This is a genomic window from Pseudoxanthomonas sp. SGNA-20 (assembly GCF_003931635.1).
GTDB lineage: Bacteria > Pseudomonadota > Gammaproteobacteria > Xanthomonadales > Xanthomonadaceae > Pseudoxanthomonas.
This window is the reverse complement of sequence record NZ_RRYK01000003.1, coordinates 58,048-83,499: the sequence shown is the minus strand read 5'-3', so window position 1 is coordinate 83,499 and position 25,452 is coordinate 58,048. Positions and strand designations below refer to the sequence as shown.

The window sequence follows — 25,452 nt, the reverse complement described above, 5'->3', positions numbered from 1 at the left end:
CGCGTCCCTTGGGGTCGCGGCCATTGTCGGAAGCCGGAGGCGTCCATGCAAATGGATGCCCGGGCACCTTGCTATTGGGGAACGTCACTTAATGGATATCGGCTACTTCCTGAAGCTGATGACCGAGAAGAATGCCTCGGACATGTTCCTGACCACCGGGGCGCCGGTCTACATCAAGATCGAAGGGAAGCTCTACCCGCTCGGCAACACCGGGCTGCCGCCGGGCATGGTCAAGAAGATCGCCTATTCCCTGATGGACGAGGGCCAGGTGCCGCAGTTCGAGCGCGACCTGGAGCTGAACATGGCCATCGCCGTGGCCGACGCCGGCCGCTTCCGCGTCAACGTGTTCAAGCAGCGCGGCGAGGTGGGCATGGTGATCCGCGCGATCCGCAGCGTGATCCCGTCCATCGAGGAACTGAACCTGCCGGAGGTGCTGAAGGACATCATCATGACCCCGCGCGGGCTGGTGCTGATCGTCGGCTCCACCGGCTCGGGCAAGTCGACCTCGCTGGCGTCGATGATCGACTACCGCAACAGCAACATGACCGGGCACATCCTCACCATCGAGGACCCGATCGAGTACCTGCACAAGCACAAGAAGTCGATCGTCAACCAGCGCGAGGTGGGCCTGGACACCCACGCCTTCCACAACGCGCTGAAGAACGCCATGCGCGAGGCGCCGGACGTGATCCTGATCGGCGAGATCCTCGACGCGGAGACCATGGAGGCAGCGATCGCGTTCGCCGAGACCGGCCACCTGTGCCTGGCCACCCTGCACTCCAACAACGCCGACCAGACCATCGAGCGCATCCTCAACTTCTTCCCCGAGAGCGCGCACAAGAACGTGCTGATGAACCTGGCGCTGAACCTGCGCGCGGTGGTCTCGCTGCGCCTGGTCCGCGGCGTCGACGGCCGCCGCCTGCCGGCCACCGAGGTGCTGCTGAACACGCCGATGATCCGCGACCTGCTGCGCCGCGGCCAGGTGCACGAGATCAAGGCGGCGATGGAGGCCTCGCTGGAGGAAGGCATGCAGACCTTCGACCAGTGCCTGTTCCGGCTGGTCAAGCAGGGCCGGATCGACCAGGAGGAAGCGCTGCGCGCGGCCGACTCGCGCGACGGCCTGGCGCTGAAGTTCCGCCTGTCCGAGGGCGCCGAGGGCGAGCACGATCCCTACGCCGACCTCAACCAGCCCAGCGCCGGCATCAGCCACGGCTTCGTCTGAAGCCTGGCCGCGGTGGACCCGGGGGCCGCGCACTGCGCGGCCCCTTGCCTTTGCAGGCTCAGGAACGCGGCGCGTCCGGCTGCGCCTCCGGCGCCGCCGCGGCGAACGCCGGCAGCGCGGCGCAGGCGGCCCCGATCCGGGCGATCGCCGGCCACGCCGCCAGGTCCAGGCCAAAGCGGCGGGCGTTGTACAGCTGCGGCACCAGCACGCAGTCGGCCATGCCGGGCGCATCGCCGTGGCAGAAGCGGCCGGTGGCCGGATCGCCGGCCAGCAGCCGTTCCAGCGCGTCCAGGCCCAGCCCGATCCAGTGCCGGACCCAGGCCTCGCGCGCCGGCTGGGCCTGTTCCAGCCCGTGCTCCAGGTACTGCAGCACGCGCAGGTTGTTGAGCGGATGCACGTCGCAGGCGATCGCCTGGGCCAGCGCGCGCACCCGCGCGCGGCCGGCGGCGTCGGCCGGCAGCAATGCCGGCTCGGGCCAGGTCTCGTCGAGGTACTCGAGGATGGCCAGCGACTGCCGCAGCACCAGATCGCCGTGCCTGAGCACAGGCACCAGCTCCTGCGGATTGAGCGCGGCGAACGCGGGCGCGTGCTGCTGGCCGCCATCCCGGACCAGGTGCACCGGCTCGCTGGCGTAGTCCAGGCCCTTGAGCGCCAGGCCGATGCGCACGCGGTAGGCGGCGCTGGAACGCCAGTAGGTGTAAAGCGTCAGTTGCGCGGACATCCTGCCTCCCGGTGCGGCGCGCCTGCGTGGGCCGGCCTCAGGCCGCCGGCGGCTGCGGTTCGATGCGCTGCTCGATCGCGCCGAAGATGCTGTTGCCCTGGCGGTCGAACATCTCGATGCGGATGCGGTCGCCGAACTTCATGAACGGCGTGGACGGCTTGCCGTCGCGCAGGGCCTCGACCGTGCGCCGCTCGGCGAAGCACGAGGCCCCCCGGGACACGTCCTGGTTGGCGATGGTGCCGGAGCCGACGATGGTGCCGGCCGCCAGCGGCCGGGTCCTGGCCGCGTGCGCGACCAGCTGGGCGAAATCGAACTGCATGTCCTCGCCCGCCTCCGGGGCGCCGAACCACTCGCCGTTGTAGTGGGTGACCAGCGGCAGGTGCAGCTTGTTGCCGCGCCAGGCATCGCCCAGCTCGTCGGGGGTCACGAACACCGGGCCCAGCGCCGAGCGCGGCTTGGACTGCAGGAAGCCGAAGCCCTTGGCCAGCTCGGCCGGGATCAGGTTGCGCAGGGACACGTCGTTGACCAGGCCGACGAGCTGGATATGGCCGGCGGCCTGCTCCGGCGTCACCGCCATCGGCACGTCGTCGGTGACCACCACGATCTCGGCCTCCAGGTCGATGCCGTAGTCCTCGCTGACCACGCGCACCGGGTCACGCGGGCCGAGGAAGCCGGCGCTGGTGGCCTGGTACATCAGCGGGTCGGTGTAGAAGCTCTCCGGCACCTCGGCGCCGCGGGCGCGGCGCACCCGCTCGACATGCGGCAGGTAGGCGCTGCCGTCGACGAATTCGTAGGCGCGCGGCAGCGGCGCGGCCAGGGTGGCGTGGTCCAGCTCGAACGCGTCCGCGGCCTGGCCCTGCTCCAACGCCTCGGCCAGCGCCACCAGGCGCGGCGCGGCACGCTGCCAGTCGTCCAGGGCCTGCTGCAGGGTGGCGGCGATGCCGGTGGCGCGCACGGCGCGGGACAGGTCGCGGGAGACCACGACCAGGGTGCCGTCGCGGCCGCCTTCCTTGAGGGTTCCGAGCTTCATTGCGCGCTCCTGCTGGCTGTGGATGGCGGATTGTAGCGGCTCGGCACGGACGGTTTCACCCGAAAGCATCGCCGCGGGACGCGCCTGAATGCTTCCCGCGGCCGCGCCGGACGCCGCCGGCGCGCTTGCCGTAGAATGCGCGCACCGATTGCCAGCGGCCGTCCGTTTCCCCCAGGGACCGGCAGCGCCGGAACAGCTCCGGCGTCCCGCTCCATCCCCGACGCCTTCCGCCTGGCATTCGCGCCGGACCTTTCCGGCCCATCCCTTCTCGCAGCGCGGATTCACGGGAACGCTCCGAGTCATCGGCCTTGACGGCCACCCGGCGGCAGCCGCCGCGGGTCACCCATGGAGTGTTCCCTGATGTCGTTCGAATCCCTGGGCCTTGCGCCCTTCCTGCTGCGCGCGCTTGCCGAGCAGGGCTACCAAACCCCTACCCCGATCCAGCAGCAGGCCATCCCGCTGGCGCTGGCCGGCCACGACCTGCTGGCCGGCGCCCAGACCGGCACCGGCAAGACCGCCGCCTTCGGCCTGCCGCTGCTGCAGCACCTGGGCACCGCGCCGCAGAAGGTCAGCGGGCCGCGCAAGCCGCGCGCCCTGGTCCTGGCGCCCACCCGCGAGCTGGCCACCCAGGTGCACGACAGCCTGCGCGGCTACAGCAAGTACCTGCGCATCCCCAGCGCCGTGGTCTACGGCGGCGTGGGCATGGGCAACCAGCTGGATGCGCTGCGCCGCGGCGTGGACCTGGTAATCGCCTGCCCGGGCCGCCTGATCGACCATATCGAACGCCGCAGCATCGACCTGTCCGGGATCGAGATCCTGGTCCTGGACGAGGCCGACCGCATGCTCGACATGGGCTTCCTGCCCTCGATCAAGCGCATCCTGGCCAAGCTGCCGAAGCAGAACCGCCAGACCCTGCTGTTCTCGGCCACCTTCCCCGAGTCGATCAAGCAGCTGGCGATGGAGTTCATGCGCAACCCGCGCGAGGTCCAGGTCACCCCGCAGAACACCGTGGCCGAGACCATCGCCCACCGCGTGCACCCGGTCGACGCGGCGCGCAAGCGCGAGCTGCTGCTGCACCTGCTGGGCCAGGACACCCGGGTGCAGACCCTGGTGTTCGCCAAGACCAAGCACGGCAGCGACAAGCTGGCCACGCACCTGGAGAAGGCCGGCATCCGCGCCGCGGCGATCCACGGCAACAAGAGCCAGAGCCAGCGCCTGCGCGCGCTGGGCGACTTCAAGTCCGGCAAGGTCAACGTGCTGGTGGCCACCGACATCGCCGCGCGCGGCATCGACATCGACCAGCTGCCGCGGGTCATCAACTACGACCTGCCGATGGTCGCCGAGGACTACGTGCACCGGATCGGCCGCACCGGCCGCAACGGCGCCAACGGCGAGGCGCTGTCGCTGGTCTCGCAGGACGACGCCAAGCTGCTGCGCCAGATCGTGCGCCTGCTCGGCCGCGACATGGAGATCCGCGACCTGCCCGGGTTCGAGCCGCAGGTGTCGATCCGCTGGGGCAACAGCGCGCCGGGCAAGGCCGAGCAGCCGGGCGGCCAGCGCCCGCCGCGCAAGCCCGGCGGCGGCCGCGGCCGGCGTCCGCATGGCGGCGGCGAAGGCCAGGCCCACGCCCATGCCGGCAATCGCGCCGGCAACCGCGGCGGCAATGGTCGCGGCAACCGCGCGCCGGCGGCCGCCACCCATGCCCAGCAGCGCAACCAGCAGCGCAATGGCGGCGGCCCGCGCCGCGACGCCAACCGCTGATATCCACGGATAACGCGCAGGATGGAACGGCAGCCACGGCTGCCGTTCCCGTCCCGAGGCCCGCAACGGGCCCAGCCCGTGGCATTGCCCGCCCGCCCGGCCACGAACGACAATCCACGCCATGGAAATCTTCAAGGTCTTCACCCTCGAGGCGGCGCACCGCCTGCCCAACGTGCCCGAGGGCCACAAATGCGCGCGCCTGCACGGGCACTCGTTCCGGGTGGAACTGCACGCGGAAGGGCCGGTCGACCCACAGGCCGGCTGGGTGATGGACTTCGCCGACCTCAAGGCGGCGTTCAAGCCGCTGTACGAGCAGCTGGACCACCACTACCTCAACGAGATCCCAGGCCTGGAAAACCCGACCAGCGAGAATCTGGCCGCCTGGATCTGGGCCCGGCTCAAGCCCTCGGTGCCGCTGCTGAGCGAGGTCGTGGTCCACGAGACCTGCACCTCCGGTTGCCGCTACCGCGGCTGACCCGGCGACCTGCCGGGCCGCCCCTGCCCTCCTTCCGCGCCGCCGGCCCGTGCCGGCGGCGTTTTCGTGCGCGCCTTCACAAAGCAGAACAACGGTTGCGGACGATGTTGCATCGCACAAAAGGACGGGGTATGCTGCATCGCACCATAGAGGTGATCCGTACTGGAGCCAGCCATGTCCTACCAGTTCAACGAGCAGCTCAGCGCCTATACCCACCAGTTTGCGGCCGTGGCCGCGCGGGTGAACCGCCTGGCCCTCGAGAACGCCGAGTCGCTGTTCGGCGTGCAGCTGCGCACCCTGGAGAAGAACGTCGAGGCGACCACCAGCTACCTGGGCGAACTCGCCGAGGCGCGCGACCTGGACGCTTACCGCACCCTGCTGCCGAAGGGCCTGCAGGTGGCCCGCGACAACGCCGAGCGCGTCGCCGCCGCCGGCCAGGAAGTCATCGGCCTGACCCTCAAGACCGGCGAGGCGCTGGGCGAGCTGGCCAAGAGCCAGTTCGAGAGCGCCACCAGCCAGGTGCAGGCGACCGTCGCCAAGGCCGCACGCAAGCGCTGAGCCATCCCGGGCCGCGGCCCGGACCACGATTCAAGTCTTTGCGCGGTTCCCTCCCCCGCGCAAACCCGGGCCCGGCAGCATCCCCTCCCGCTGCCGGGCCTTTTTTTGTCCCGGTTCCGGCGCCGGCGCCCGGGGCGGCCGGCCCCGGCAACCGGGGTGCGCGAGGCATGCGCGACGTCCAGGCACTCGACGCCAGGATCGCCGGCGCCATCACCGTGCGCACGCCCGGCGGGCACTTCCATGGCAACGGGAGAAGCGCGAAATTGCGCTCCCCCGACAGCGTGGAGCACGCCATGAAAGCGATCGGTACCGCACAACCCCTGCCTGTTTCCGACCCGCGCTCGCTGCTGGACCTGGAACTGCCCGATCCGGAGTACGCGGCGCACGACCTGCTGGTCGAAGTGCAGGCGATCTCGGTCAACCCGGTGGACGTGAAGGTGCGTCTCTCGGCGCGGCCCGAGCCGGGCGAGCACCGCATCCTGGGCTGGGATGCCGTGGGCCGGGTGCGCGCGGTGGGCAGCCAGGTGCAGGGATTCCAGCCCGGCGACCGCGTGTTCTACGCCGGCCAGATCGACCGTCCCGGCAGCAATGCCCAGCTGCAGGCGGTGGACGCGCGGATCGCCGCGCATGCGCCGCAGACCCTGGGCGACGAGGACGCCGCGGCGCTGCCGCTGACCTCGCTGACCGCCTGGGAAACCCTGTTCGACCGCCTGCGCGTGGACGACCCGGTGCCGGGCGCGGCCAATGCCCTGCTGGTGATCGGCGGCGCCGGCGGCGTCGGCTCGATCACCGTGCAGCTGGCGCGGGCACTGACCGGGCTGACCGTGATCGCCACCGCCTCGCGCCCGGAAACGGTGGAGTGGGTGAAGAAGATGGGCGCCCACCACGTGCTCGACCACCGCCAGCCGCTGGCGCCGCAGGTCGCGGCGCTGGGCCTCGGCGCGCCGGCGTTCGTGTTCTCCACCACCCATACCGACCGCTACCTGGCCGACGTCGTGGAACTGATCGCGCCACAGGGCCGGATCGCGCTGATCGACGACCCGGCCGCGCTGGACGTGATGCCGCTCAAGCGCAAGAGCCTGTCGCTGCACTGGGAGCTGATGTTCACCCGCCCGCTGTTCGGCACCGCCGACCTGCAGCGCCAGCAGGAGATCCTGCGCGAGGTGGCGCGCCTGGCGGACGCCGGGACCATCGCCACCACCCGCACCGGCTCGCTGGGCACGATCAACGCCGCCAACCTGCGCAAGGCGCACGCGCTGCTGGAGAGCGGCACGGCGATCGGCAAGACCACCCTGGCCGGCTTCGACTGATGCTGCCCCTGGCGCTGGCCCGTCGGGTTCAGCCGGCCAGCGCCAATCCTGCCGCCATGCGTTCCGGATCGGGCGCCGGCACGTACGGCAGCCGTCCCAGGCAGGGCGCGTCCAGGCGCGCGGACAGCAGCTCCAGGTTGTCCTCGCGGCAGGCCATGTCCGGATCGACCTCGCTGGCGATCCAGCCGGCCAGGCGCAGGCCGTCGGCGGCGATGGCGCGCGCGGTCAGCCGCGCATGGTTGAGGCAGCCCAGGCGCATCCCGACCACCAGCACCACCGGCGCGCGCAGCGCACGCACCAGGTCGGCCTGGTCCAGGTCGCCGGCCAACGGCGCGGCCCAGCCGCCCACGCCTTCGACCACGACCACGTCGGCCTGCGCGCGCAGGCGGGCGAAGGCCTCCAGCAGCGGTGGCAGCGCGACCTCGATGCCCGCGGCGCGCGCGGCCAGTTCCGGCGCCAGCGGTTGCGGCAACGCGAACGGGTTGAGGTCGGCGTAGGCCGGGCGCGGCGCGCTGGCCGCCTGCAGCGCCAGCGCATCCTCGTTGCGCCAGGCGCCATCCACCAGCGCGCAACCGCTGGCCACCGGCTTCATCCCCACCGCGCGCCGCCCGGTCCGGCGCAGCGCATGCAGCAGGCTGCAGCTGGCGACGGTCTTGCCGGCGCCGGTATCGGTGCCGGTGACGTAGAGGCGGTCGAGGCTGCGCAGGTCCATGTCCAACTCCAGGCGGCCGCACGATGCGGCCGGCGGATCATACGCGCCACGCAGCATCCCGCGATCCGGGCGATGCCCGGCCAGCGCTGCGGGTAACATGCGCGCATGTCCTTCTCCGCCATCCCGCTTACCGGCAGCAAGCCGGAACAGTACGAACAGCTCCTGGCCCAGGTGCGCGGCCTGCTGCACGGCGAGCGCGACCGCGTCGCCAACGCCGCCAACCTGTCCTCGCTGGTCTACCACGCCCTGCCCGCGCTCAACTGGGTCGGCTTCTACTTCTACGACGGCAAGGAACTTGTCGTGGGCCCGTTCCAGGGCCTGCCGGCCTGCGTGCGCATCCCGCTGGACAAGGGCGTGTGCGGCGCGGCCGCGCGTACCCGCCAGACCCAGCGCGTGGCCGACGTGCACGCCTTCCCCGGGCATATCGCCTGCGATTCGGCCTCGCGCTCGGAGCTGGTGGTGCCGCTGGTGGGCGGCGACACCCTGCTCGGCGTGTTCGACCTGGACAGCCCGGAGCCCGACCGCTTCGACGCCGAGGACCAGGCCGGCCTGGAAGCCATCGCCGCCGCGTTCGTGCAGTCGCTACGCTGACCGCACGGTCCGCGGGCATGGCTGCACGGCCTGCCCGCCATCCCGCTCCATTGCCCGCCCCCGCCGATAGGCATAGACTGCGCCCACTTTCGGGTGACCGCGGCATGGGCCGCGGTTGAAACGGGAAGCCGGTGACTCCGTCGCGGCCGCAGGGCCGCGCGGACATTCCGGCGCTGCCCCCGCAACGGTAAGCAGGACAAGTCCGGGCAACACCGCCACTGTGCCCCGCGCATGGGAAGGCGCCCGGATGGAGCAGGCCATGCGCCTGTTCGCCCGCGAGCCCGGAGACCGGCCCGGAAGACGACTGATTGCGATGCGGAGGGCATTGCGGGCGGCAGCCGCGTGCGGTCGCACGCGCCTGGCGTTTGCCTCTCTCCCTCGCAGCCCCACGCCACCGGTCGCGCGGGCGTGCGCGACAGCAGGAGAGATGCATGAAGCCGTTCCCGTTCCGTCCCCTATGCCTTGCCGTGGCCGCGGCCCTGGCGCCGGCCAGCGCCTGCGCGCTGGAGGCCGCCACCGACCTGGACGAGGTCGTGGTCACCGCCACCCGCACCGTCCAGTCCGTGCACGAGAGCCTGGTTCCGGTGCAGGTGATCGACCGCGCCACCATCGAGCGCAGCCAGGCCGGCTCGCTGCAGGACCTGCTGCGCGGCCGCGCCGGCGTCAACCTGTCCAACCAGGGCGGGCACGGCAAGGTCAGCGCGCTGATGCTGCGCGGCACCGAGTCCGACCACGTGCTGATGCTGGTGGACGGCATGCGCATCGGCGCGGCCAGCAACGGCATGCCGGCGCTGCAGGACATCCCGCTGGACCAGGTGGAGCGGATCGAGATCGTGCGCGGACCGCGCTCGAGCCTGTACGGCCCGGAGGCGATCGGCGGCGTGATCCAGGTGTTCACCCGCGGCGCCGGCAAGGGCCTGCGCCAGGACCTGCGCCTGGGGGTGGGCAGCCACGCCCTGCGCGAGGCCAATGCCGGCCTGTCCTGGCGCGGCGAGCGCGGCTGGGTCTCCGCCCGCGCCGGCCACCGCGAGGAAGACGGCTTCGACGCCTGCCGCGGCACCGCCGCCGGCTGGGGCGCCGGCTGCTATGTCGACGAGCCGGACCGCGACGGCCACCGCAACAACTCGCTCAACCTGCGCGCCGGGACCAAGCTTGGCGAGGACGTGGAGCTGCAGGCGCACCTGCTGGATTCGGACAGCCGCAACGAGTACGACGGCGGCCCGTACAGCGGCAACGAGGCCGACAACCTGCAGCAGGTGGCCGGCGCGCGCCTGGACTGGCGCCTGGGCGAGCGCGTCTCGCTGCAGGCCCAGGCCGGCCGCACCCGCGACGACGCCGAGGGCTATTACCGCCAGGACGGCGCGCGCCGCCTGGTCAACAGCTACCGTACCCGCCGCGACCTGGCCTCGCTGCAGCTGGACGCCGGCTTCGGCGCGGGGCAGCTGTTCAGCGCCGGACTGGACTGGCAGGACGACCGCGTTTCCAGCAGCGCCGGCTTCGAGCGCGGCCGCCGCGACAACCTCGGCGCCTTCGTCGAGTACCAGGGCCGCTTCGGCGCGCATTCGCTGCAGGCCAGCGCGCGCAACGACGACAACGCCCAGTTCGGCAACCACGCCACCGGCAGCCTCGGCTACGGCCTGGCCCTGGGTGAAACCTGGCGGCTGAGCGCCAGCGCCGGGACCGGTTTCAAGGCACCGACCTTCAACGACCTGTACTACCCCGGCTTCAGCAATCCGCTGCTGGAACCGGAGGAGTCGCGCAGCGTGAACCTTGGCGTGCACGGCCAGGGCGAAGGCTGGAGCCTGGGCGTGGACGTGTTCCAGACCCGGATCGACGAACTGATCGGCTATGACACCGGCTTCAACCTGGTGAACATCGACCGCGCCCGCATCCGCGGCGCCGAGCTGACCGCGGCCACCGCGCTGGCCGGCTTCGACCTGGCGCTGGAACTGAGCTGGCTGGATCCGCGCAACGACAGCGACGGCCTCAACGACGGCAACTGGCTGCCGCGGCGCGCGCGCCGCAGCGGTCGGATCGACCTGGACCGCCGCTTCGGCGCGTTCGCCGCCGGCCTGACCGTCAGCGGCGCCGGCCGGCGCTACGACGACGTGGCCAATACCACCCGCCTGGGGGGCTACGGCCTGCTCGACCTGCGCCTGGAATGGACCCTGTCCCCGGCCTGGACCGTGCAGGCCAAGGCCAGCAACGTGTTCGACCGCCAGTACGAGACCGTGGCCTGGTACAACCAGCCCGGCCGCGAGTACGCGCTGGCGCTGCAGTACCGCACGCCCTGAGCGCGCGCCGGCGGTGCGGGCGGCGCCGTCCGTCCGCGCCGCGCCCCGCGGATCAGGGCGCCGCGGCCGCCGCCGGCTTGTCCCTGGCCTCGGCCATGAACGCGCGCACCTCGCGCTGCAGGGTCGTCAGCGGCACCGCGCCCAGGCCGAGGATGCGGTCGTGGAAGGCCTTCTGGTCGAAGCGCGCGCCCAGCTCGCGTTCGGCCTCGCGGCGCAGGTCGAGGATGGTGCGGTAGCCGACGTAGTAGGACAGCGCCTGCCCCGGCCACGAGATGTAGCGGTCGACCTCGTTGACGATGTCGATGTGCGCCAGCGCGGTGTGGCTGGCGAGGTAGTCGATCGCCTGCTGCCGGCTCCAGCCGTACTCGTGCAGGCCGGTGTCGATCACCAGGCGCGCGGCGCGCCACATCTCGAAAGTCAGGCGGCCGAACTCCTCGTACGGGGTCTCGTAGATCCCCATCTGGGTGCCGAGCCATTCGGTGTACAGGCCCCAGCCCTCGCCGTAGCCGGAGAAGTACACCTGCTGGCGGAACTCGGGGCGCGCCGGCGCCTCCAGCGCCAGCGCGGCCTGCAGGCTGTGGCCGGGCGCGCACTCGTGCAGCACCAGCGCCGGCAGGTTGTACAGCGGCCGCGACGGCAGGTCCCAGGTATTGAACAGGCACGACTCCAGGCCGCCGCGGCCGGAGGTGTAGTTGGGCGCGATGTCGTCCGGCACCGGGCGGATGGTGAAGCGGTAGCGCGGCAGGGTGCCGATCACGTGGTTGAGCTCGCCGTCGATGCGCTTGGCGTGGTACGAGGCCGCCGCCAGCAGCTCGCGCGGGGTCCTGGCGTAGAACCGCGGATCGGTGCGCAGGAACTGCAGGAACTCGGCGAAGCTGCCCTGGAAGCCTGCGCGCGCCATCACCTGGCGCATTTCCGCCGAGATCCGCTCGACCTCGGCCAGGCCCAGCTGGTGGACCTGCTCCGGGGTCATGTCCAGGGTCACGTATTCGCGGATCTGGCTGCGGTAGAACTCCGCGCCGCCGGGCAGGTCGCGCGCCGAGACCGTGGTGCGGGTGCGCGGCAGGTACTGGTTGCGGAAGTAGTCCAGCAGCCCGGCGTAGGCCGGCACCACCTGTTCCAGCACCACCTTGCGGCCTTCCTCGCGCAGGGCGCGGCGCACCTCCTCCGGGACCGAGGCGGGGATCGCGTCGAACACGTCCAGCGCCGGGTTGCCGGCGCCAGTGCGGGTGTACGGCTCGATGGTGCGGTCGCGCCCGTCCAGCGAGGCGCGCGGCACGCTCCAGCCGCGCGCCAGGCCGGCCTCCATGTTGGCGCGCTGGTCGGCGAAGTAGCGCGGCACGTCGCGCAGGCGCTGGATGAAGCGGCGCCACTCGGCCTCGCTGCGGTACGGCGCCCAGGGCACGATCTCGGCCCAGAAGAAGCTGTCGCTGTTGAACGGCGCCTCCCAGGTGCGCCAGCGGGCGTTGTTGAGGTCGGCCTCCACCATCGCCCGGAACACCTCGGCGTTGATCCGCTCCTCCGGCGGCAGCGCCGCGGCCGGGATCGCGTCGAGCCTGCGCAGCACCTGCTCCCAGTAGGCCACGCGCCGCTCCCAGTCGCGCGGGGCGACCGCGGGCAGGCGGCTGCCCGGCTGCCAGCGACCCTCGACGTACTCGTAGCCGTACTCGCGCTGGCGCCATTCCCACTCGGCCGTGTACAGCTCGCGCAGGGCCTGCGCGGCGGCGCTGGCTTCGGCGGCCGGGCGGTTGGCAGCGGCGGCCGGGCTGGCGGCGGCCAGGCCCGGGGCCAGCAGCAGGGACAGGGCGAGGACGGAGGCGCGGGACAGCTGGGACATGAAGGCTCCGGATTGGCGGCTGGGCGGCGCCGTCCACGGCCGATGTTCGCGCAAGGCCGCGGCGACGCCGATCGCGCCGGCAGGCGCGGATGGCGGATGGTAGCCGGCGGTCCACACCCCCGCCCCTGCCAAAGGGGCTAGCGCGCCGGCGCGTCCGCGGGCACGGCCAGCTCGCCGAACAGGTCGCCCTGCGGCGCCACTTCCTCGGCGTCGCGGAAGCCGGACAGGCCCACGCCCACCAGCCGGTAGCGGGTGTCGGCCGGCAGCGCCACCCGCGCGCGCAGGGCGCAGGCCAGCTCGCCCAGTTCGGCGGCCGAGGCCGGCGGCCGCTCCAGGGTCAGGCTGCGGGTAAGGATGCGGAACTGCGCGGTCTTGAGCTTGAGCACCACGGTGTGCCCGGCGCGGCCGGCGCGGCGGGAGGCGTTCCAGGTCTTTTCCGCCAGCTGCCGGATCGCCGGCTCCAGCGCTTCCAGCGGCAGGTCCTGGGCGAAGGTGTCCTCGGAGGAAACCGAGCGCACCGGCTGCTCCGGTTCCACCGGGCGCTCGTCGATGCCGCGCGCGCGCCGGTACAGGGCCGCGCCGAAGCTGCCGAAGCGCCGCTGCAGTTCCTCCAGCGGGCGCTGGCGCAGGTCGCCGACGGTGGCGATGCCCAACTGCGCCAGCTTGCCCTGCATCACCCGGCCCACCCCGGGGATGCGTTCCACCGGCAGCGGGGTCAGGAACCGCTCCACGTGCTGCGGGCGGATCACGAACAGGCCGTCGGGCTTGTTCCAGTCCGAGGCGATCTTGGCCAGGAACTTGTTCGGCGCCACCCCGGCCGAGGCGGTCAGCCCGGTCTCGGCGCGGATCCTGGCGCGGATCGCCTCGGCCACCGCGGTGGCGCTGGGCAGGCCGGTCTTGTTCACGGTCACGTCCAGGTAGGCCTCGTCCAGCGACAACGGCTCCACCAGGTCGGTGTGCTCGAGCATGATCTGCCGCACCTGGCGGGAGACCGCGCGGTAGCGCGGGAAGTCCGGCGGCACGAACACCGCGTCCGGGCACAGGCGCTCGGCGCGCAGTGCCGGCATGGCCGATCGCACCCCGAACCTGCGCGCCTCGTAGGAGGCCGCGCACACCACCGAGCGCGCCCCGCGCCAGGCCACCACCACCGGGCGGCCGCGCAGGGAGGGATCGTCGCGCTGCTCGACCGACGCGTAGAACGCGTCCATGTCCACGTGGATGATCTTGCGCTGGGCGGGAACGGGCGGGGACTGCATCGCCCGCCATTGTGGACCGCGGCGGCGCACCCGGCGCGACCCGGCGCCCGCGGCCCGCCAGGCAGCCCGCCGCGCGCGGATGGATGGGCCGGCGGCGGGTGGTCGCCGGGCGCGCCGGTGTAAAACATTTGATTGAAACGCCGCCCTCGGGCACGCTTCTAGTGCTTTCTCCACCGGATTCCGCATGAACCGCGCTTCTTCGTTCACCCGCGAGCAGCTGGAAGCCAGCGCCCGTGGTGAGCTGTTCGCCACCGGCGACGCCCGCCTGCCCGCCGACCCGATGCTGATGTTCGACCGCATCGTCGAGATCAACGAGGACGGCGGCAAGTACGGCAAGGGCTTCATCCGCGCCGAGCTCGACATCCGCCCGGACCTCTGGTTCTTCCAGTGCCATTTCATCGGCGATCCGGTGATGCCCGGCTGCCTGGGCCTTGACGCCATGTGGCAGCTGGTCGGCTTCTACCTGACCTGGCTGGGCGCCCCGGGCCGCGGCCGCGCCCTGGGCTGCGGCGAGGTCAAGTTCTTCGGCCAGGTGCTGCCGACCGCCAGGCTGGTCGCCTACGAGATCGACATCAGCCGCGTGATCAACCGCAAGCTGGTGATGGCCCAGGCCGATGCGCGCATGCTGGTGGACGGTCGCGAGATCTACACCGCCAAGGACCTGCGCGTGGGCCTGTTCACCTCGACGGAGGATTTCTGACCATGCGTCGCGTCGCCATTACCGGCATGGGCATCGCTTCCTGCCTGGGCAACGACCTGGACACCGTCTCGGCCGCGCTGCGCGAAGGACGCGCCGGAATCCGCCACCTGCCCGACGCCGCCGAGCACGGCCTGCGCAGCCAGGTCGGCGGTGCGGTGGACCTGGACCTGGACGCGGTGATCGACCGCAAGCTCAAGCGCTTCATGAGCGACGCGGCGGCCTACAGCTACGTCTCCCTGCGCGACGCCATCGCCGACGCCGGCCTGGACGAGGCCTTGGTGAGCCATCCGCGCACCGGCCTGGTCGCCGGTTCCGGCGGCGGTTCCAGCCACTGGCAGGTGGAGACCGCCGACCTGCTGCGCGCCAAGGGCGTGCGCAAGGTCGGCCCGTACATGGTCCCGCGCACGATGTGCTCGACGGTGTCCGCCAACCTGGCCACCGCGTTCAAGATCAAGGGCGTCAGCTATTCGATCAGCGCCGCCTGCGCGACCTCGGCGCACTGCATCGGCGCGGCCGCGGACCTGATCCGCCACGGCGCGCAGGACATCGTGTTCGCCGGCGGCGGCGAGGACCTGGACTGGACCATGAGCGTGATGTTCGACGCCATGGGCGCGCTGTCGTCCTCGTACAACGAGACCCCGGAGAAGGCCTCGCGCCCGTACGATGCCGGCCGCGACGGCTTCGTCATCGCCGGCGGCGGCGGCATGCTGGTACTGGAGGACTGGGACCACGCGGTGGCCCGCGGCGCGCGCATCCACGCCGAGCTGGTGGGCTACGGCGTGACCTCCGACGGCGCCGACATGGTGGCCCCGTCCGGCGAAGGCGCGGTGCGTTGCATGCGCATGGCGCTGGAAGGCCTGGGCGGGCGCAAGATCGACTACCTCAACACCCACGGCACCTCGACCCCGCTGGGCGACATCGTCGAGCTCAACGCGGTGCGCGAGGTGTTCGGCGAGGACATGCCGCCGATCTCCTCGACCAAGGCGCTGTCCGGCCACTCGCTCGGTGCGGCCAGCGTGCACGAGGCGATCTACAGCCTGCTGATGATGCGCGACGGCTTCATCGCCGGCTCGGCCAACATCGAGACCCTGGACCCGAAGGCCGAGGGCTTCCCGATCGCGCGCGAGAGTCGCGATGCGCAGCTGGACGTGGTGATGTCCAACAGCTTCGGCTTCGGCGGTACCAACGCCACCCTGGTGTTCGCGCGGGTGTAAGTGACGCGCTGACGAACACAAAAAAGCCCGGCTTTCGCCGGGCTTTTTTGTGTTCGTGATTCGTGATTCGTGATTCGGGATTGGTGGGACAGGGTCGCCGCCCGATTGGGCGGCCAGGCAAGGGACCGGCACCAACCCAGTGCGGACGCGGCCTCCGGCCTTGCCGGGCCACGCGCAAAAGCCAAGCGAAGCCACACACCAAAACGTGCCCGAAGCCCGCCCTCACACCCGTCCCCTCTCCCGTCCGGAAAGAGGGAGAGGAGCTCTCACGCCGCCATGCCGTTGTGGCGCAACAGGGCGTCGATGCTCGGCTCGCGGCCGCGGAAGGCCTTGAAGTTCTCCAGCGCGCTGCGGCTGCCGCCGCGGGAGAGGATCTCGCGCAGGAAGCGCGCGCCGGTCTCGGCAAGCTGGCCAGGCGCTTCCTCGAACGCGGCATAGGCGTCGGCGCTGAGCACCTCGGCCCACTTGTAGCTGTAGTACCCGGCCGCGTAACCACCGGCGAAGATGTGGCTGAACTGGTGCGGGAAGCGGTGCCAGGCCGGGGCGCGGTTGACCGCGACCTCGTCGCGGATCCGCTCCAGCAGCTGCAGCACGCTGTCCTGCGCCGGATCGAAGCGGCTGTGCAGCTCCATGTCGAACAGGCCGAACTCCAGCTGGCGCACGGTGAACATGCCGGCCTGGAAGTTCTTCGCCGCCAGCATCCGCTCGAACAGCGCGCGCGGCAGCGGCGCGCCACTGTCCACGTGCGCGGTCATCGCCTGCACCCGCTCCCACTCCCAGCAGAAGTTCTCCATGAACTGGCTGGGCAGCTCCACCGCGTCCCATTCCACGCCATTGATGCCGGCCACCGGCAGCTCGCCGATCGCGGTCAGCAGCTGGTGCAGGCCATGGCCCATCTCGTGGAACAGGGTGGTGACCTCGTTGAAGCCCAGGGTGGCCGGCTTGCCGTCCACGCCCTTGCCGAAGTTGCACACCAGGTACACCAGCGGCGTCTGCACGCCGTCGGCGCACATGCGGCGGTTGCGGCAGTCGTCCATCCACGCGCCGCCGCGCTTGCCCTCGCGCGCGTACGGATCAAGGTAGAACTGGCCGAGCAGGCGGCCGTGCGCGTCCTCCACCCGGTAGAAGCGCACGTCCTCGTGCCACACCGGCGCGCTGTCCGGCTTCACCTTCACCCCGTACAGCGACTCGATCACGGCGAACAGGCCGCCCAGCACCTTCGGCTCGGTGAAGTACTGCTTCACCTCCTGCTCGGAGTAACTGTAGCGGGCCTGCTTGAGCTTCTCGCTGGCCCAGGCGATGTCCCAGGGCTGCAGCTCATCCAGGCCCAGCTCGTCGCGGGCGAAGGCCTCCAGCTCGGCGCGGTCGCGGCGCGCGTACGGCAGCGCGCGCGCGGCCAGGTCGCGCAGGAAGGCCAGCACCTCGTCCGGGCTCTGCGCCATCTTGGTCGCCAGGGAATACTCGGCGTAGCTGGAAAAGCCCAGCAGGGCCGCCAGCTCGCCGCGCAGGGCGACGATCCGGTCGATGTTGCCGCTGTTGTCCCACTCGGCCGGGCCGGCCTCGGAGGCACGCAGGCCGTGGGCGCGGTACAGCGCCTCGCGCAGGCCGCGGTCCTCGGCGTAGGTCTGCACCGGCAGGTAGCACGGCATCTGCAGGGTCAGCTTCCAGCCTGGCTTGCCGTCCTTCTCCGCGGCCGCGCGGGCGGCAGCCACCACCTCGGCCGGCAGCCCGGCCAGGCGCGACTCGTCCTCCACGTACAGGGCGAAGGCGTCGGTGGCATCCAGCACGTTCTGCGCGAACTTCGCCGACAGCGCGGCCAGTTCCTCCTGGATGGCGGCAAAGCGCTGCTTGGCCGCCTCGTCCAGCTCGGCGCCCCCCAGGCGGAAGTCACGCAGCGCGTTCTCCACCACCTTGCGCCGCACCGGGTCGTAGCCGGCGTACTCGGGCGAGGCGGCCAGGGCCTTGTACTGCGAGTACAGCGCCAGGTTCTGGCCCAGCGCCGCGCCAAAGCGGGTCACCTTGGGCAGGTTGGCGTTGTAGGCCTCGCGCAGCTCCGGCGTGTTCACCACCGCCTGCAGGTGCTGGACCTGGCCCCAGGCCCGCCACAGGCGCTCGGTGGCGTCCTCCAGCGGGGTGACGAAGCCGTCCCAGGTCACCGGGCTGACGGTCTCGGCGTGCTTCACCGCGGCCTCGGCCTGCGCCAGCAGGGCATCGATGGCCGGGCCGATGTGCCCGGGCCGGATCTGGTCGAAGCGGGGCAGGCCGGAGAAGTCGAGCAGCGGATTGTCCATGGGACCTCGGGGGGCGATGCGGCGGCGCCGCGCATGTCATGACAGATGGCCCCGGCGGCGCGGAATTCAACCCGCGCCGGGGCGGTTCACAGCTCGCCGCAGGCCTCCAGCGGCAGCGGTTCCCCGGCCACCGCGGCGGCGATGGCGCGGTCCGCCTGCTCCACCTCGATGCCGTGGCGGCGGTACCAGTCCGGGTTGTAGTAGCTGTGCGCGTAGCGGTCGCCGCTGTCGCACAGGATGGTGACGATCGAGCCGCCCTGCCCCGCCTCGTGCATCGCCTGGGCCGCGCGCAGCACGCCGACGAAGTTGGTGCCGGTGGAGCCGCCGACGCGGCGCCCCAGCACCGCGCTGACGTGGCGCATGGCCGCCAGGCTCAGGGCGTCGGGCACCTTGACCATCGCGTCCACGCAGGAGGGGATGAAGCTGGCCTCCACCCGCGGCCGGCCGATGCCCTCGATGCGCGAGCCGCGCGGCAGCGACAGGCCCGGGTCGCCGCGGCCCTCGCGCGCGCCGCGGTAGTAGTCGAAGAACACCGAGTCCTCCGGGTCGGCGCACAGCACCCGGGTGGCGTGGCGGCGGTAGCGCACGTAGCGGCCGAGGGTGGCACTGGTGCCGCCGGTGCCCGGGCCGCACACGATCCAGGCCGGCACCGGGTGCGGCTCCTGCGCCATCTGCTTGAAGATGGCCTCGGCGATGTTGTTGTTCGCGCGCCAGTCGGTGGCCCGCTCGGCGTAGGTGAACTGGTCCATGAAGTGCCCGCCGGTCTCGCGCGCGACCCGCTCGGACTCGGCATTGAGCGAGCAGGCGCTCTCGACCAGGTGGCAGCGGCCGCCCTGGAACTCGATCGCGGCGATCTTCTCCGGCGAGGTCGAGGCCGGGATCACGGCGATGAACGGCAGGCCCAGCAGGCGGGCGAAATAGGCCTCCGACACCGCGGTCGAACCGCTGGAGGCCTCCACCACGGTGCTGCCCTCGTGCAGCCAGCCGTTGGCCAGCGCGTACAGGAACAGCGAGCGCGCCAGGCGGTGCTTGAGGCTGCCGGTCGGGTGGCTGGATTCGTCCTTGAGGTAGACGTCGATGCCCGGGTAGCCGGGCAGCGGCATCGGGATCAGGTGGGTATCGGCCGAACGGTTGAAGTCGGCCTCGATCTTGCGGATGGCGGCGGCCACCCACTCGCGCTGCGACATGGCGGTGCACGGGAACGGAAAGACCCGATTATCCCCCTCGGCCCCGGGGACCGGAACCGGGCCGGGCCGCCGCGCGGCGGCCCGTCAGCGCGTTCAGTGGCGGGTCTGCCCCGCCGGTGCCGGCCAGGCGTGCCGGAACTGCGGCTCGCCACGCAGGCCGCGCAACACCTGCACCAGTTCGCGGTAGCCCTCGGCCAGCTGGCCGAACAGGGCGCCATAGGCGGCGCGGCTGGCCTCGGCCACCCCGCGGTAGGCGCCGCGGCCCAGTTCCACGAAGTAGTCCACGCTCACCCGACGGCGCGCGGCCAGGCCCGGGAACAGCCCGGCCACCAGCAGGCAGCGGTCGCCCACGTCGCGCAGGGCATCGGCGCGCAGCCGCCCCACCTGCTCCTGGGCGCGGAACCAGTCCAAGGCATGGGTGTGCGCCAGCAGCTGCGCGTCGCCCTGGTAGCGCAGCAGCACGAACACCAGGTAGGCCTCGCGCGATTCGTCCAGCGGGTGGCCGGCGCGCCCGGCTGCTTCCCGCACCAGCGCCTGCCACAGCTCGGCCGGCGCGCCCTGCTTCATCTCGAACATGTCTTCCTCCTGCCATGAAGACAGCTTCGAGACTAGTACGGTCCGGCGCGCCGTGCTGGCAGCCGCCGGGGACGAGTGCCAGCCAGGCAGGCGTTCCGTCCAGGGACGTGTCAGGCCGTGGCGCCGGTCTCCCGCGCCAGCCGCTCCAGTTCCTCGGCCAGCAGTTCCGGGTGCAGGTCGAACTGGTCGGACAGCAGCAGCTCGCGCGCCGCCTCCTTCACCTCCACCCGCTCGGCCTGCAGCAGGTCGCCGTCGCGGAACAGCTCGATATAGCTGTCCAGCACACCGGACAGGGTGCCCTGGGCGGTATCCGGCGCCGCCAGCACCAGCTGCAGCCCCAGCGAGCGCAGGTAGTTGGTGGTGGCGCGCGCGTTCTGGGCGTCGATCTTGTCGCCGAACTCATCCAGCAGGATCACGCCCATGCCGCCCGGGTGCGCCTCGCTCTTGCCGTAGGCCGCGGCCAGTGCGGCGCCGGCGATCACGTACAGCGGCGCGCGGTGCTCGCCGCCGGAGCCCGAGCGCATGCGCTCGCTGAGGGTGCCGACCACGCGGTCGTCCTGGCGGATCTCCACGCCGAAGTGGAAGAAGCGGCGGTAGTCGTCCAGCGGCGAGGCAGCCAGCTTCGCGCTGGCGCTGTCCTCGATCAGCTGGCGGAACGCCTCCGGCACCTCGCCGGCAGTGCCGAACAGGGTGTCCTCGGCGCCGACGTCAGCCACCTTCTGGATGAAGCGGTGCAGGTCCCTGTACTCGGCCACCACCTCGTAGTGGAAGCGGTAGCGCTCGTTGTTGGAGAACGCCGGGCTGTTGCGCAAGGTGCGGTTGAGCGCGTCGATCTGCGCCTTCAACCGCACGAAGTTGTCGTGCAGGGTGTTGGCGACGTTGGAGCGGAAGGTCTCCACCGCGGTCTCGTAGGCGCGCTCGGCCTCGGCGCGGTAGTTGACCAGCTCGGTCTCGCGCAGCTGCACCAGCTCGCGCTGCATCAGCGCGCGCGCCGGCTTCCAGGCGTCGGCGGCGAAGTCCAGGTCCAGGCCGTGGGCGCCGGCATAGCGCTGCAGCTGGCTCCAGGCCTCCGGCAGCAGCGCGGCCAGCTGGCGGTCGTTGTCCTGGGCACGCCGCTCGCACAGGTTGCGCGCCTCCTCCAGGCCGGTGCCCTTGGCCTCCAGCTCCTCGCGCAGCTGTTCGACCCGGTTGGGATCGACGTGCGGGTCGCGGAAGGCCTCCACCGCGTTGCGGGCGACGATCTCCTCCTGCGCCTGCAGCGCGCGCAGCAGCGCCTGGCGGCGCTCCAGCTCGCCCTGGGCCAGGGCCTCGGCGCGCACCAGGGCCTCGATGGTGGCCTCGGCCTTCTGCACCTGCGCCTTCAGCGCGGTGGCGCGCTCGCCCAGGCGCAGCAGGTCCGGGGCGACCGCCTCGGCCTGGCTGCGCTCCAGCGCCTGGTAGCGCGCCAGCACCTGGCGGTACTGCAGCAGCAGCTCGTGCAGGCCGCGGGCCACGTCCTCGCCCTCCAGCCGCGCCAGCTTCTGGCGCAGGCCCTCGGCCCGGCGCGCCTCCGGCTCGCACTGGCGCAGCTCGCGCTCGGCGTTCTCCAGCTCGGCGCGCAGCAGGCGCAGGCGCTCGCCGTCCTGGGCCACGCCGATCTTCAGCTCGCCGCTGGACGGCAGGCGCCGGCGCTCGATGCCGCCGCCTTTGGCCACCAGGCCGTCGCGGGTCAGGCCCTGGCGGCTGCGCACCACCTCCGCCTCGGTCTCCACGCAGCGCAGGTCGCCGAGCTGGCGGCGCAGGTAAGCCACCGCGTCGGCGTCCTCGCCCTCGACCAGGGCGGCGACGCTGTCCTCGGCCAGGCGGTCCTGGCGGTGGGCGCGGGCCTGGCTGGGCAGGGCCAGCTTGACCCCGTACACCGCGCGCGCGCCCTGCAGCGAGCGGTACACCCGCACCGCGTCCTCCGCCTGCCCGGCCGGGACCAGCAGGGCCTCGACATGGCTGCGCAGGTAGGCCTCGATCGCCGGCTGCCAGCGCTTGTCGGTCACCCGCACCAGGTCGCATACCGGGCGCGCCTCGATCCCGGCCTCGCGCAGGTGGTTGAGCAGGCGCATGACCTCGTCGCGCAGGTTGGCCTGGCCGGCGCCCAGGCGCTGCTGGTTGCCGCGCAGGGCGTCGCGACGCGCGCGCGCCAGCTGCCAGGCCTCGTGCGACTGCCGTGCCCAGGCGGCGACCGTGGCCTGCACCGGGGCGGCCGCGGCCAGGGCCTGCTTCAGGCGCGCATGGAACGCATCCGGCGCCGGGCCTTCGCCATCGCCCCCGGGCGCGGCGGCGACTTCGGCATGCAGCTCCTCCAGCGGCGCCAGCGCCTTGCCCAGGCCGGCCTCGTCCACGCCCGGCAGGCGCAGCGCGGCGACTTCCCGCAGCGGCTCGCGCAGCTGCTCCAGCCGCCGCAGCAGGTCGGCCTGCAGGCGCTGCAGCTGCTCGCGGTCGCGGCCGGCCAGCTCGCGGAACGAGGCCTGCTCGCCGTAGCCGGCGCTGCCCTGCAGCTGCTCGCGCACCCGCTCGTATTCCTCCTGCAGGCTGCGGCGCTCGGCGCGCGCCTGCTCCAGGGCCAGGCCGGCGGCGGCCAGTTCCTCGCGTCCGGCGTCGCAGTCGGCCTGGGCCTGCTCGACCTGCTCGCCGAGCAGGTCGCGCGCGTACTCGGCGGCCAGGGCACGGTAGGACGCGGCGCGCACCGCCTGCGCGGCGACCTTGCCGTACTGCGCGTCCACCGCCTCGGCCTCGGCGATGCGCCGCTCCAGCTGCTCGATCCGCTCCTTGATCTGGCGGAAGCTGTCCAGCAGCGCCTTGAAGCGGGCGATGTCGGTGGGCCGGTCCTCGGCCACCAGGGTGCGCACGAACAGGTCCACGTCCTCGACCCGCTGCAGGTTCAGCGCGTTCTGGAAGGCCTTGCGGTAGGCGTTGAAGTCCACGCCCCCGCCGGGGTTGGCGCGCAGGCGGTGCAGCAGGTCCTTGACGAAGCGCTCGCCGCTGGCGTGGAACTCCGGGGTGGTGCCGGCCTTGCGGCAGCGCTTTGCGGCCAGCTCGCGGAACCGGCTCCACTCCAGCGGCAGTTCGCGGCCGTCGACCTTCTCCAGGTGCTCGTCCAGCTCCAGGGCCACGCCCGGCAGCAGGTACAGGCCATGCTGGCGGTGCTCGGGCTCGTCGGCCGAGGCGCCCAGCGAGATGCCGGCGGTCAGCGGGGCGCCGGTCTCCTCGTCGCGGAACACCAGGCTGATGTAGGTGGTGGCGGTGCGCCGCTTGCGGCCGTCCTCGCCGCTGCGGTACACGCCCAGGCAGTAGTCGCGGATGCTGCGCGCGCGCGCCTTGCCGCCGGCCTGGGCGTTGAAGTGGATGTGGCGGCGGTCGCCGCCCAGCAGGACCAGCTGCAGCGCGTCCAGCAGCGCGCTCTTGCCCGCGCCGTTGGGCGCGATGATGGCGCTGGTGCGGTCCAGCTGCAGGGTCTTGGCCTCGAACAGGAAGTACTGCACGAGGTGCATGCGCTCAAGCAGCTGCATGGTCGTCCTCCGTGTCCACGGCGTCGTCGCCGGCATCGGCTTCCGCGTCGGCGCCGCCCAGGTTGTGCTGGTCCAGCCGGTGCAGCCACTGCTCGCCGACGATGTCCACGATCGCCGGGCGCACCACCAGGTGGAACGGCTGCAGGTCGTCCGGCTCGCCCTCGACCAGGCGGCACACGCCCCAGCGGCGGGCGGTGGCGGCCAGCGCGCGCAGCGCGCCGACCTCAGGCATCGGCCGCCCGGTCAGTGCCGGCCAGGCCTCCTGCAGGTCGGGCAGCTCCACCACCACCTCGCCCAGCTCCTCGACCAGGCCTTGCTTCATGCCCTCGTCGTAGCGCTGGCGCAGGACCAGCAGGAACAGGGTCTCGTCCAGGCGCACCGGGGTGCCCTCGCCGTGCTTGGGCAGGGCCACGACGTAGCGGTGGTGGGCGTTGCGCTCCAGGCGGATGCCAAGCGGGTCCAGCGCCGCGGCGAAGTCCTCCAGGTAGGCCTCCACCAGGTGGTAGGCGCTGCGCGAGCGGGCATCGCTGGCGTACAGCACCTGCTCGGTGACCAGGCGGTAGGCGGCGCGTTCGAAGTCGGCCACGGCATACATGCCGTTGGACTGCTGGCTGAGGGTGTTCCAGGAACGTTTCATGCGGGATCGGGCTCGGCCTGCGCGCTGGCGCGCGCGGCATTGGAAGCGGAGGGACCGCGGCCTGCGGCGTGGTGGACGACGAAGCGCGGGGCGCGCAGCCAGCCGTTGTCGCCCGGCTCGCCGCGGTCGACCAGTTCGACCCGGAAGCCGCGCAGCAAGCGGCCCAGCGGGTCGTCGCGACGCAGGCCGCCGGGGCGGCTGCCACGCAGGGCCAGGGTCAGCAGGGTCTGGTAGGCGCGCAGGTCCTGGATGCTGGAGATCTCCAGCGCGCCGGAATCCACGCTGCCGCCGGGCGGCAGCTGGCGGCCGACGTAGGAGGCCATGTCCTCGGCGGTGACCAGGCGCACCCGCTTCATCCGCCGCAGCAGGCTCAGCCGCGCGATCTGCTCGGCGCTGGGCTGGGCCTGGCTGTTGGCGCTGCGCGGGATCGGCTGCGGGCGGCGGCGCGGCGGGCGCAGCTGGGCCTCGTCCATCAGCGCGCCGGGGCCGACCGGCATGCGCAGCGCGTTTTCGTCGGCGGCCAGCGCACCCCTGGCGGCGCGGTGCAGCAGCACGTCGAGGCGGTCCGGCGCGCGCAGGCGGTAGTCGAGGAAGGCCAGCGCGCGGCGGTTGGCCTGGCGCATGTCCTCGTCCAGGCGTGCGAGGTACTCATCGATGCGCTCCAGCTCGCGCAGGCGCATCAGGCTGCGCTGCAGCAGCTGGCGGGCACGGGCATCGTCGCCCTCGGCCACGTGCTCGCGGTACCAGGCGGCGATGTCCTCGCGCAGCGGGCCGTTCTCGATCTCCTGGACCATCAGCAGGATCTGCGCGCGCCGCGCCAGCGGGTGGTCGGCGCGGTGCAGGTCGGCGTAGTCGCGGATGAAGAACTGGGCCACGTAGCGCTCGAACCACTGCCGCGCGAACTGGGCGGTGGTCTCCGAGCGCACCAGCTCGGGCATCAGGTCGCGCACCTGCAGGCTCATCGAGGCCAGCGAGGACAGCAGCCGGCGCGCCTGCTCGGCCGCCTCGTCCAGCGCCTCGCCGCCGGCGCGGCCGTCGACCACCTGCTGCAGCTGCAGCTCGATCGAGCGGATCTTGGCCGAAACGAAAGTGGGACCGCGGTCGGCGAACTCCACCAGGGTGCCCAGCAGCTGGGCCAGGGCCGGCGGCATCAGCACCATCTCGCGCGCGCCGAGCTTGTCCTGGCGCAGCCAGCCGGCTTGGCGCAGGCGCTCGTACACCGCCGCCGCGCGCGCGGCCAGGCCGCCCTGGAGCGGGGTCTCGCCCTCGTCCTCCCAGGTTTCCTCGGCCAGCAGGTAGCGCTCCAGCGCGGCGACGATCTCGCGCCGGGCGAAGCCGTGGCTGGGCGGCAGCGGCGCGTCCGGGCCGAAGTACTCGTCGAACAGCCGGCACAGCAGGCGCCAGTAGCGCTCGCGGTTGGGCGAGGCCAGTGGCCCGAAGGCGCCGGCCGGCACGTGCGCGAACAGGGACGGGAAGGTGTTGCTCGTCAAGCGTGGATCCTGCCGGGCGCCACGCCCGGATCGGCCGCCATTTTCCCAGAT

General features: G+C 72.2%; 20 protein-coding genes and 1 riboswitch. Of the genes, 9 read left to right on the top strand and 11 right to left on the bottom strand.

Annotation, left to right across the window (positions count from 1 at the left end):
- Positions 1-91 precede the first annotated feature (91 nt).
- A complete protein-coding gene (locus tag EIM48_RS07375; RefSeq protein WP_125076632.1) occupies positions 92-1,222 on the top strand; it encodes a PilT/PilU family type 4a pilus ATPase in 1,131 nt (376 codons plus the stop codon).
- Positions 1,223-1,280: 58 nt separating this feature from the next.
- On the opposite strand, the gene maiA is transcribed toward EIM48_RS07375, so the two are convergent.
- Both maiA and EIM48_RS07365 read right to left on the bottom strand, forming a co-directional pair.
- Positions 1,281-1,943 carry a maleylacetoacetate isomerase gene (gene maiA / locus EIM48_RS07370; RefSeq protein ID WP_019398588.1) on the bottom strand — a complete coding sequence of 221 codons (663 nt, stop codon included), beginning with the start codon at positions 1,941-1,943 and terminating at the stop codon, positions 1,281-1,283.
- Between the two features lie 37 nt (positions 1,944-1,980).
- Complete coding sequence (locus EIM48_RS07365) at positions 1,981-2,973, bottom strand: fumarylacetoacetate hydrolase family protein (RefSeq protein WP_019398587.1); 993 nt, start codon at positions 2,971-2,973, stop codon at positions 1,981-1,983.
- A 360-nt stretch (positions 2,974-3,333) separates the two neighbouring features.
- Between EIM48_RS07365 and EIM48_RS07360 the strand changes: the two genes are divergently transcribed.
- The 4 genes from EIM48_RS07360 (at position 3,334) to EIM48_RS07345 (ending at position 7,077) form a co-directional block, all read left to right on the top strand.
- A complete protein-coding gene (locus EIM48_RS07360) occupies positions 3,334-4,734 on the top strand; it encodes a DEAD/DEAH box helicase (RefSeq protein ID WP_125111396.1) in 1,401 nt (466 codons plus the stop codon).
- A gap of 121 nt (positions 4,735-4,855) precedes the next feature.
- Positions 4,856-5,209: a 6-carboxytetrahydropterin synthase QueD gene (gene queD, locus EIM48_RS07355; protein WP_028915443.1), complete on the top strand. Its 354-nt coding sequence runs from the start codon at positions 4,856-4,858 to the stop codon at positions 5,207-5,209.
- 174 nt (positions 5,210-5,383) lie between these two features.
- Positions 5,384-5,767, top strand: coding sequence for a phasin family protein (locus EIM48_RS07350; protein WP_019398584.1), 384 nt, complete (start codon positions 5,384-5,386; stop codon positions 5,765-5,767).
- 293 nt (positions 5,768-6,060) lie between these two features.
- Positions 6,061-7,077 (top strand): zinc-binding alcohol dehydrogenase family protein, encoded by a 1,017-nt coding sequence (locus tag EIM48_RS07345; protein ID WP_125111395.1) that lies wholly within the window; start codon positions 6,061-6,063, stop codon positions 7,075-7,077.
- Positions 7,078-7,105: 28 nt separating this feature from the next.
- Here EIM48_RS07345 and bioD read toward each other — a convergent pair whose 3' ends face one another.
- Positions 7,106-7,789, bottom strand: a complete 684-nt coding sequence (gene bioD / locus EIM48_RS07340; RefSeq protein ID WP_026010513.1) for a dethiobiotin synthase — start codon at positions 7,787-7,789, stop codon at positions 7,106-7,108.
- Positions 7,790-7,894: 105 nt separating this feature from the next.
- On the opposite strand from bioD, the gene EIM48_RS07335 reads away from it, so the two are divergent.
- Together EIM48_RS07335 and btuB are read left to right on the top strand one after the other, a co-directional pair.
- Positions 7,895-8,380, top strand: a complete 486-nt coding sequence (locus EIM48_RS07335; protein WP_019398581.1) for a GAF domain-containing protein — start codon at positions 7,895-7,897, stop codon at positions 8,378-8,380.
- A 74-nt stretch (positions 8,381-8,454) separates the two neighbouring features.
- Positions 8,455-8,692, top strand: a riboswitch (cobalamin riboswitch).
- 119 nt (positions 8,693-8,811) lie between these two features.
- On the top strand, positions 8,812-10,674 hold the full coding sequence (gene btuB / locus EIM48_RS07330; RefSeq protein WP_125111394.1) for a TonB-dependent vitamin B12 receptor: 1,863 nt from the start codon (positions 8,812-8,814) through the stop codon (positions 10,672-10,674).
- A gap of 52 nt (positions 10,675-10,726) precedes the next feature.
- On the opposite strand, the gene EIM48_RS07325 is transcribed toward btuB, so the two are convergent.
- Together EIM48_RS07325 and dinB are read right to left on the bottom strand one after the other, a co-directional pair.
- Positions 10,727-12,511, bottom strand: a complete 1,785-nt coding sequence (locus tag EIM48_RS07325; protein WP_019398579.1) for a DUF885 domain-containing protein — start codon at positions 12,509-12,511, stop codon at positions 10,727-10,729.
- Positions 12,512-12,648: 137 nt separating this feature from the next.
- Positions 12,649-13,767 (bottom strand): DNA polymerase IV, encoded by a 1,119-nt coding sequence (gene dinB, locus EIM48_RS07320; RefSeq protein ID WP_125077062.1) that lies wholly within the window; start codon positions 13,765-13,767, stop codon positions 12,649-12,651.
- A gap of 184 nt (positions 13,768-13,951) precedes the next feature.
- Here dinB and fabA point away from each other — a divergent pair, with 184 nt between their 5' ends.
- Both fabA and fabB read left to right on the top strand, forming a co-directional pair.
- Positions 13,952-14,467, top strand: a complete 516-nt coding sequence (gene fabA, locus EIM48_RS07315) for a 3-hydroxyacyl-[acyl-carrier-protein] dehydratase FabA (protein ID WP_125111393.1) — start codon at positions 13,952-13,954, stop codon at positions 14,465-14,467.
- Positions 14,468-14,469: 2 nt separating this feature from the next.
- Positions 14,470-15,681, top strand: a complete 1,212-nt coding sequence (gene fabB, locus EIM48_RS07310; protein WP_028915450.1) for a beta-ketoacyl-ACP synthase I — start codon at positions 14,470-14,472, stop codon at positions 15,679-15,681.
- Positions 15,682-15,947: 266 nt separating this feature from the next.
- Here the strand turns inward: fabB and EIM48_RS07305 are convergent, their stop codons facing one another.
- From EIM48_RS07305 to EIM48_RS07280, 6 genes are all read right to left on the bottom strand, one after another.
- Entirely contained in the window at positions 15,948-17,972 is a 2,025-nt protein-coding gene (locus tag EIM48_RS07305) for a M3 family metallopeptidase (protein WP_125111392.1), read from the bottom strand.
- A gap of 86 nt (positions 17,973-18,058) precedes the next feature.
- Positions 18,059-19,159 carry a PLP-dependent cysteine synthase family protein gene (locus tag EIM48_RS07300; protein WP_019398574.1) on the bottom strand — a complete coding sequence of 367 codons (1,101 nt, stop codon included), beginning with the start codon at positions 19,157-19,159 and terminating at the stop codon, positions 18,059-18,061.
- 93 nt (positions 19,160-19,252) lie between these two features.
- On the bottom strand, positions 19,253-19,735 hold the full coding sequence (locus EIM48_RS07295) for a hypothetical protein (RefSeq protein ID WP_028915452.1): 483 nt from the start codon (positions 19,733-19,735) through the stop codon (positions 19,253-19,255).
- A gap of 110 nt (positions 19,736-19,845) precedes the next feature.
- On the bottom strand, positions 19,846-23,274 hold the full coding sequence (locus EIM48_RS07290; RefSeq protein ID WP_125111391.1) for an SbcC/MukB-like Walker B domain-containing protein: 3,429 nt from the start codon (positions 23,272-23,274) through the stop codon (positions 19,846-19,848).
- Positions 23,261-23,911 (bottom strand): DUF4194 domain-containing protein, encoded by a 651-nt coding sequence (locus EIM48_RS07285; protein ID WP_125077060.1) that lies wholly within the window; start codon positions 23,909-23,911, stop codon positions 23,261-23,263. Before EIM48_RS07285 ends, EIM48_RS07290 begins: the two co-directional genes overlap by 14 nt.
- Positions 23,908-25,401 (bottom strand): Wadjet anti-phage system protein JetA family protein, encoded by a 1,494-nt coding sequence (locus EIM48_RS07280; protein WP_125111390.1) that lies wholly within the window; start codon positions 25,399-25,401, stop codon positions 23,908-23,910. The genes EIM48_RS07285 and EIM48_RS07280 overlap by 4 nt, the downstream gene beginning before the upstream one ends.
- Positions 25,402-25,452: the final 51 nt, after the last annotated feature.

What these genes read in the sequence shown, in the direction of transcription:
- EIM48_RS07375 (WP_125076632.1), top strand. Translation starts at nt 92, where the DNA reads ATGGATATCGGCTACTTCCTGAAGCTGATGACCGAGAAGAATGCCTCG.
- maiA (WP_019398588.1), bottom strand. Translation starts at nt 1,943, where the DNA reads ATGTCCGCGCAACTGACGCTTTACACCTACTGGCGTTCCAGCGCCGCC.
- EIM48_RS07365 (WP_019398587.1), bottom strand. Translation starts at nt 2,973, where the DNA reads ATGAAGCTCGGAACCCTCAAGGAAGGCGGCCGCGACGGCACCCTGGTC.
- EIM48_RS07360 (WP_125111396.1), top strand. Translation starts at nt 3,334, where the DNA reads ATGTCGTTCGAATCCCTGGGCCTTGCGCCCTTCCTGCTGCGCGCGCTT.
- queD (WP_028915443.1), top strand. Translation starts at nt 4,856, where the DNA reads ATGGAAATCTTCAAGGTCTTCACCCTCGAGGCGGCGCACCGCCTGCCC.
- EIM48_RS07350 (WP_019398584.1), top strand. Translation starts at nt 5,384, where the DNA reads ATGTCCTACCAGTTCAACGAGCAGCTCAGCGCCTATACCCACCAGTTT.
- EIM48_RS07345 (WP_125111395.1), top strand. Translation starts at nt 6,061, where the DNA reads ATGAAAGCGATCGGTACCGCACAACCCCTGCCTGTTTCCGACCCGCGC.
- bioD (WP_026010513.1), bottom strand. Translation starts at nt 7,789, where the DNA reads ATGGACCTGCGCAGCCTCGACCGCCTCTACGTCACCGGCACCGATACC.
- EIM48_RS07335 (WP_019398581.1), top strand. Translation starts at nt 7,895, where the DNA reads ATGTCCTTCTCCGCCATCCCGCTTACCGGCAGCAAGCCGGAACAGTAC.
- btuB (WP_125111394.1), top strand. Translation starts at nt 8,812, where the DNA reads ATGAAGCCGTTCCCGTTCCGTCCCCTATGCCTTGCCGTGGCCGCGGCC.
- EIM48_RS07325 (WP_019398579.1), bottom strand. Translation starts at nt 12,511, where the DNA reads ATGTCCCAGCTGTCCCGCGCCTCCGTCCTCGCCCTGTCCCTGCTGCTG.
- dinB (WP_125077062.1), bottom strand. Translation starts at nt 13,767, where the DNA reads ATGCAGTCCCCGCCCGTTCCCGCCCAGCGCAAGATCATCCACGTGGAC.
- fabA (WP_125111393.1), top strand. Translation starts at nt 13,952, where the DNA reads ATGAACCGCGCTTCTTCGTTCACCCGCGAGCAGCTGGAAGCCAGCGCC.
- fabB (WP_028915450.1), top strand. Translation starts at nt 14,470, where the DNA reads ATGCGTCGCGTCGCCATTACCGGCATGGGCATCGCTTCCTGCCTGGGC.
- EIM48_RS07305 (WP_125111392.1), bottom strand. Translation starts at nt 17,972, where the DNA reads ATGGACAATCCGCTGCTCGACTTCTCCGGCCTGCCCCGCTTCGACCAG.
- EIM48_RS07300 (WP_019398574.1), bottom strand. Translation starts at nt 19,159, where the DNA reads ATGTCGCAGCGCGAGTGGGTGGCCGCCGCCATCCGCAAGATCGAGGCC.
- EIM48_RS07295 (WP_028915452.1), bottom strand. Translation starts at nt 19,735, where the DNA reads ATGTTCGAGATGAAGCAGGGCGCGCCGGCCGAGCTGTGGCAGGCGCTG.
- EIM48_RS07290 (WP_125111391.1), bottom strand. Translation starts at nt 23,274, where the DNA reads ATGCAGCTGCTTGAGCGCATGCACCTCGTGCAGTACTTCCTGTTCGAG.
- EIM48_RS07285 (WP_125077060.1), bottom strand. Translation starts at nt 23,911, where the DNA reads ATGAAACGTTCCTGGAACACCCTCAGCCAGCAGTCCAACGGCATGTAT.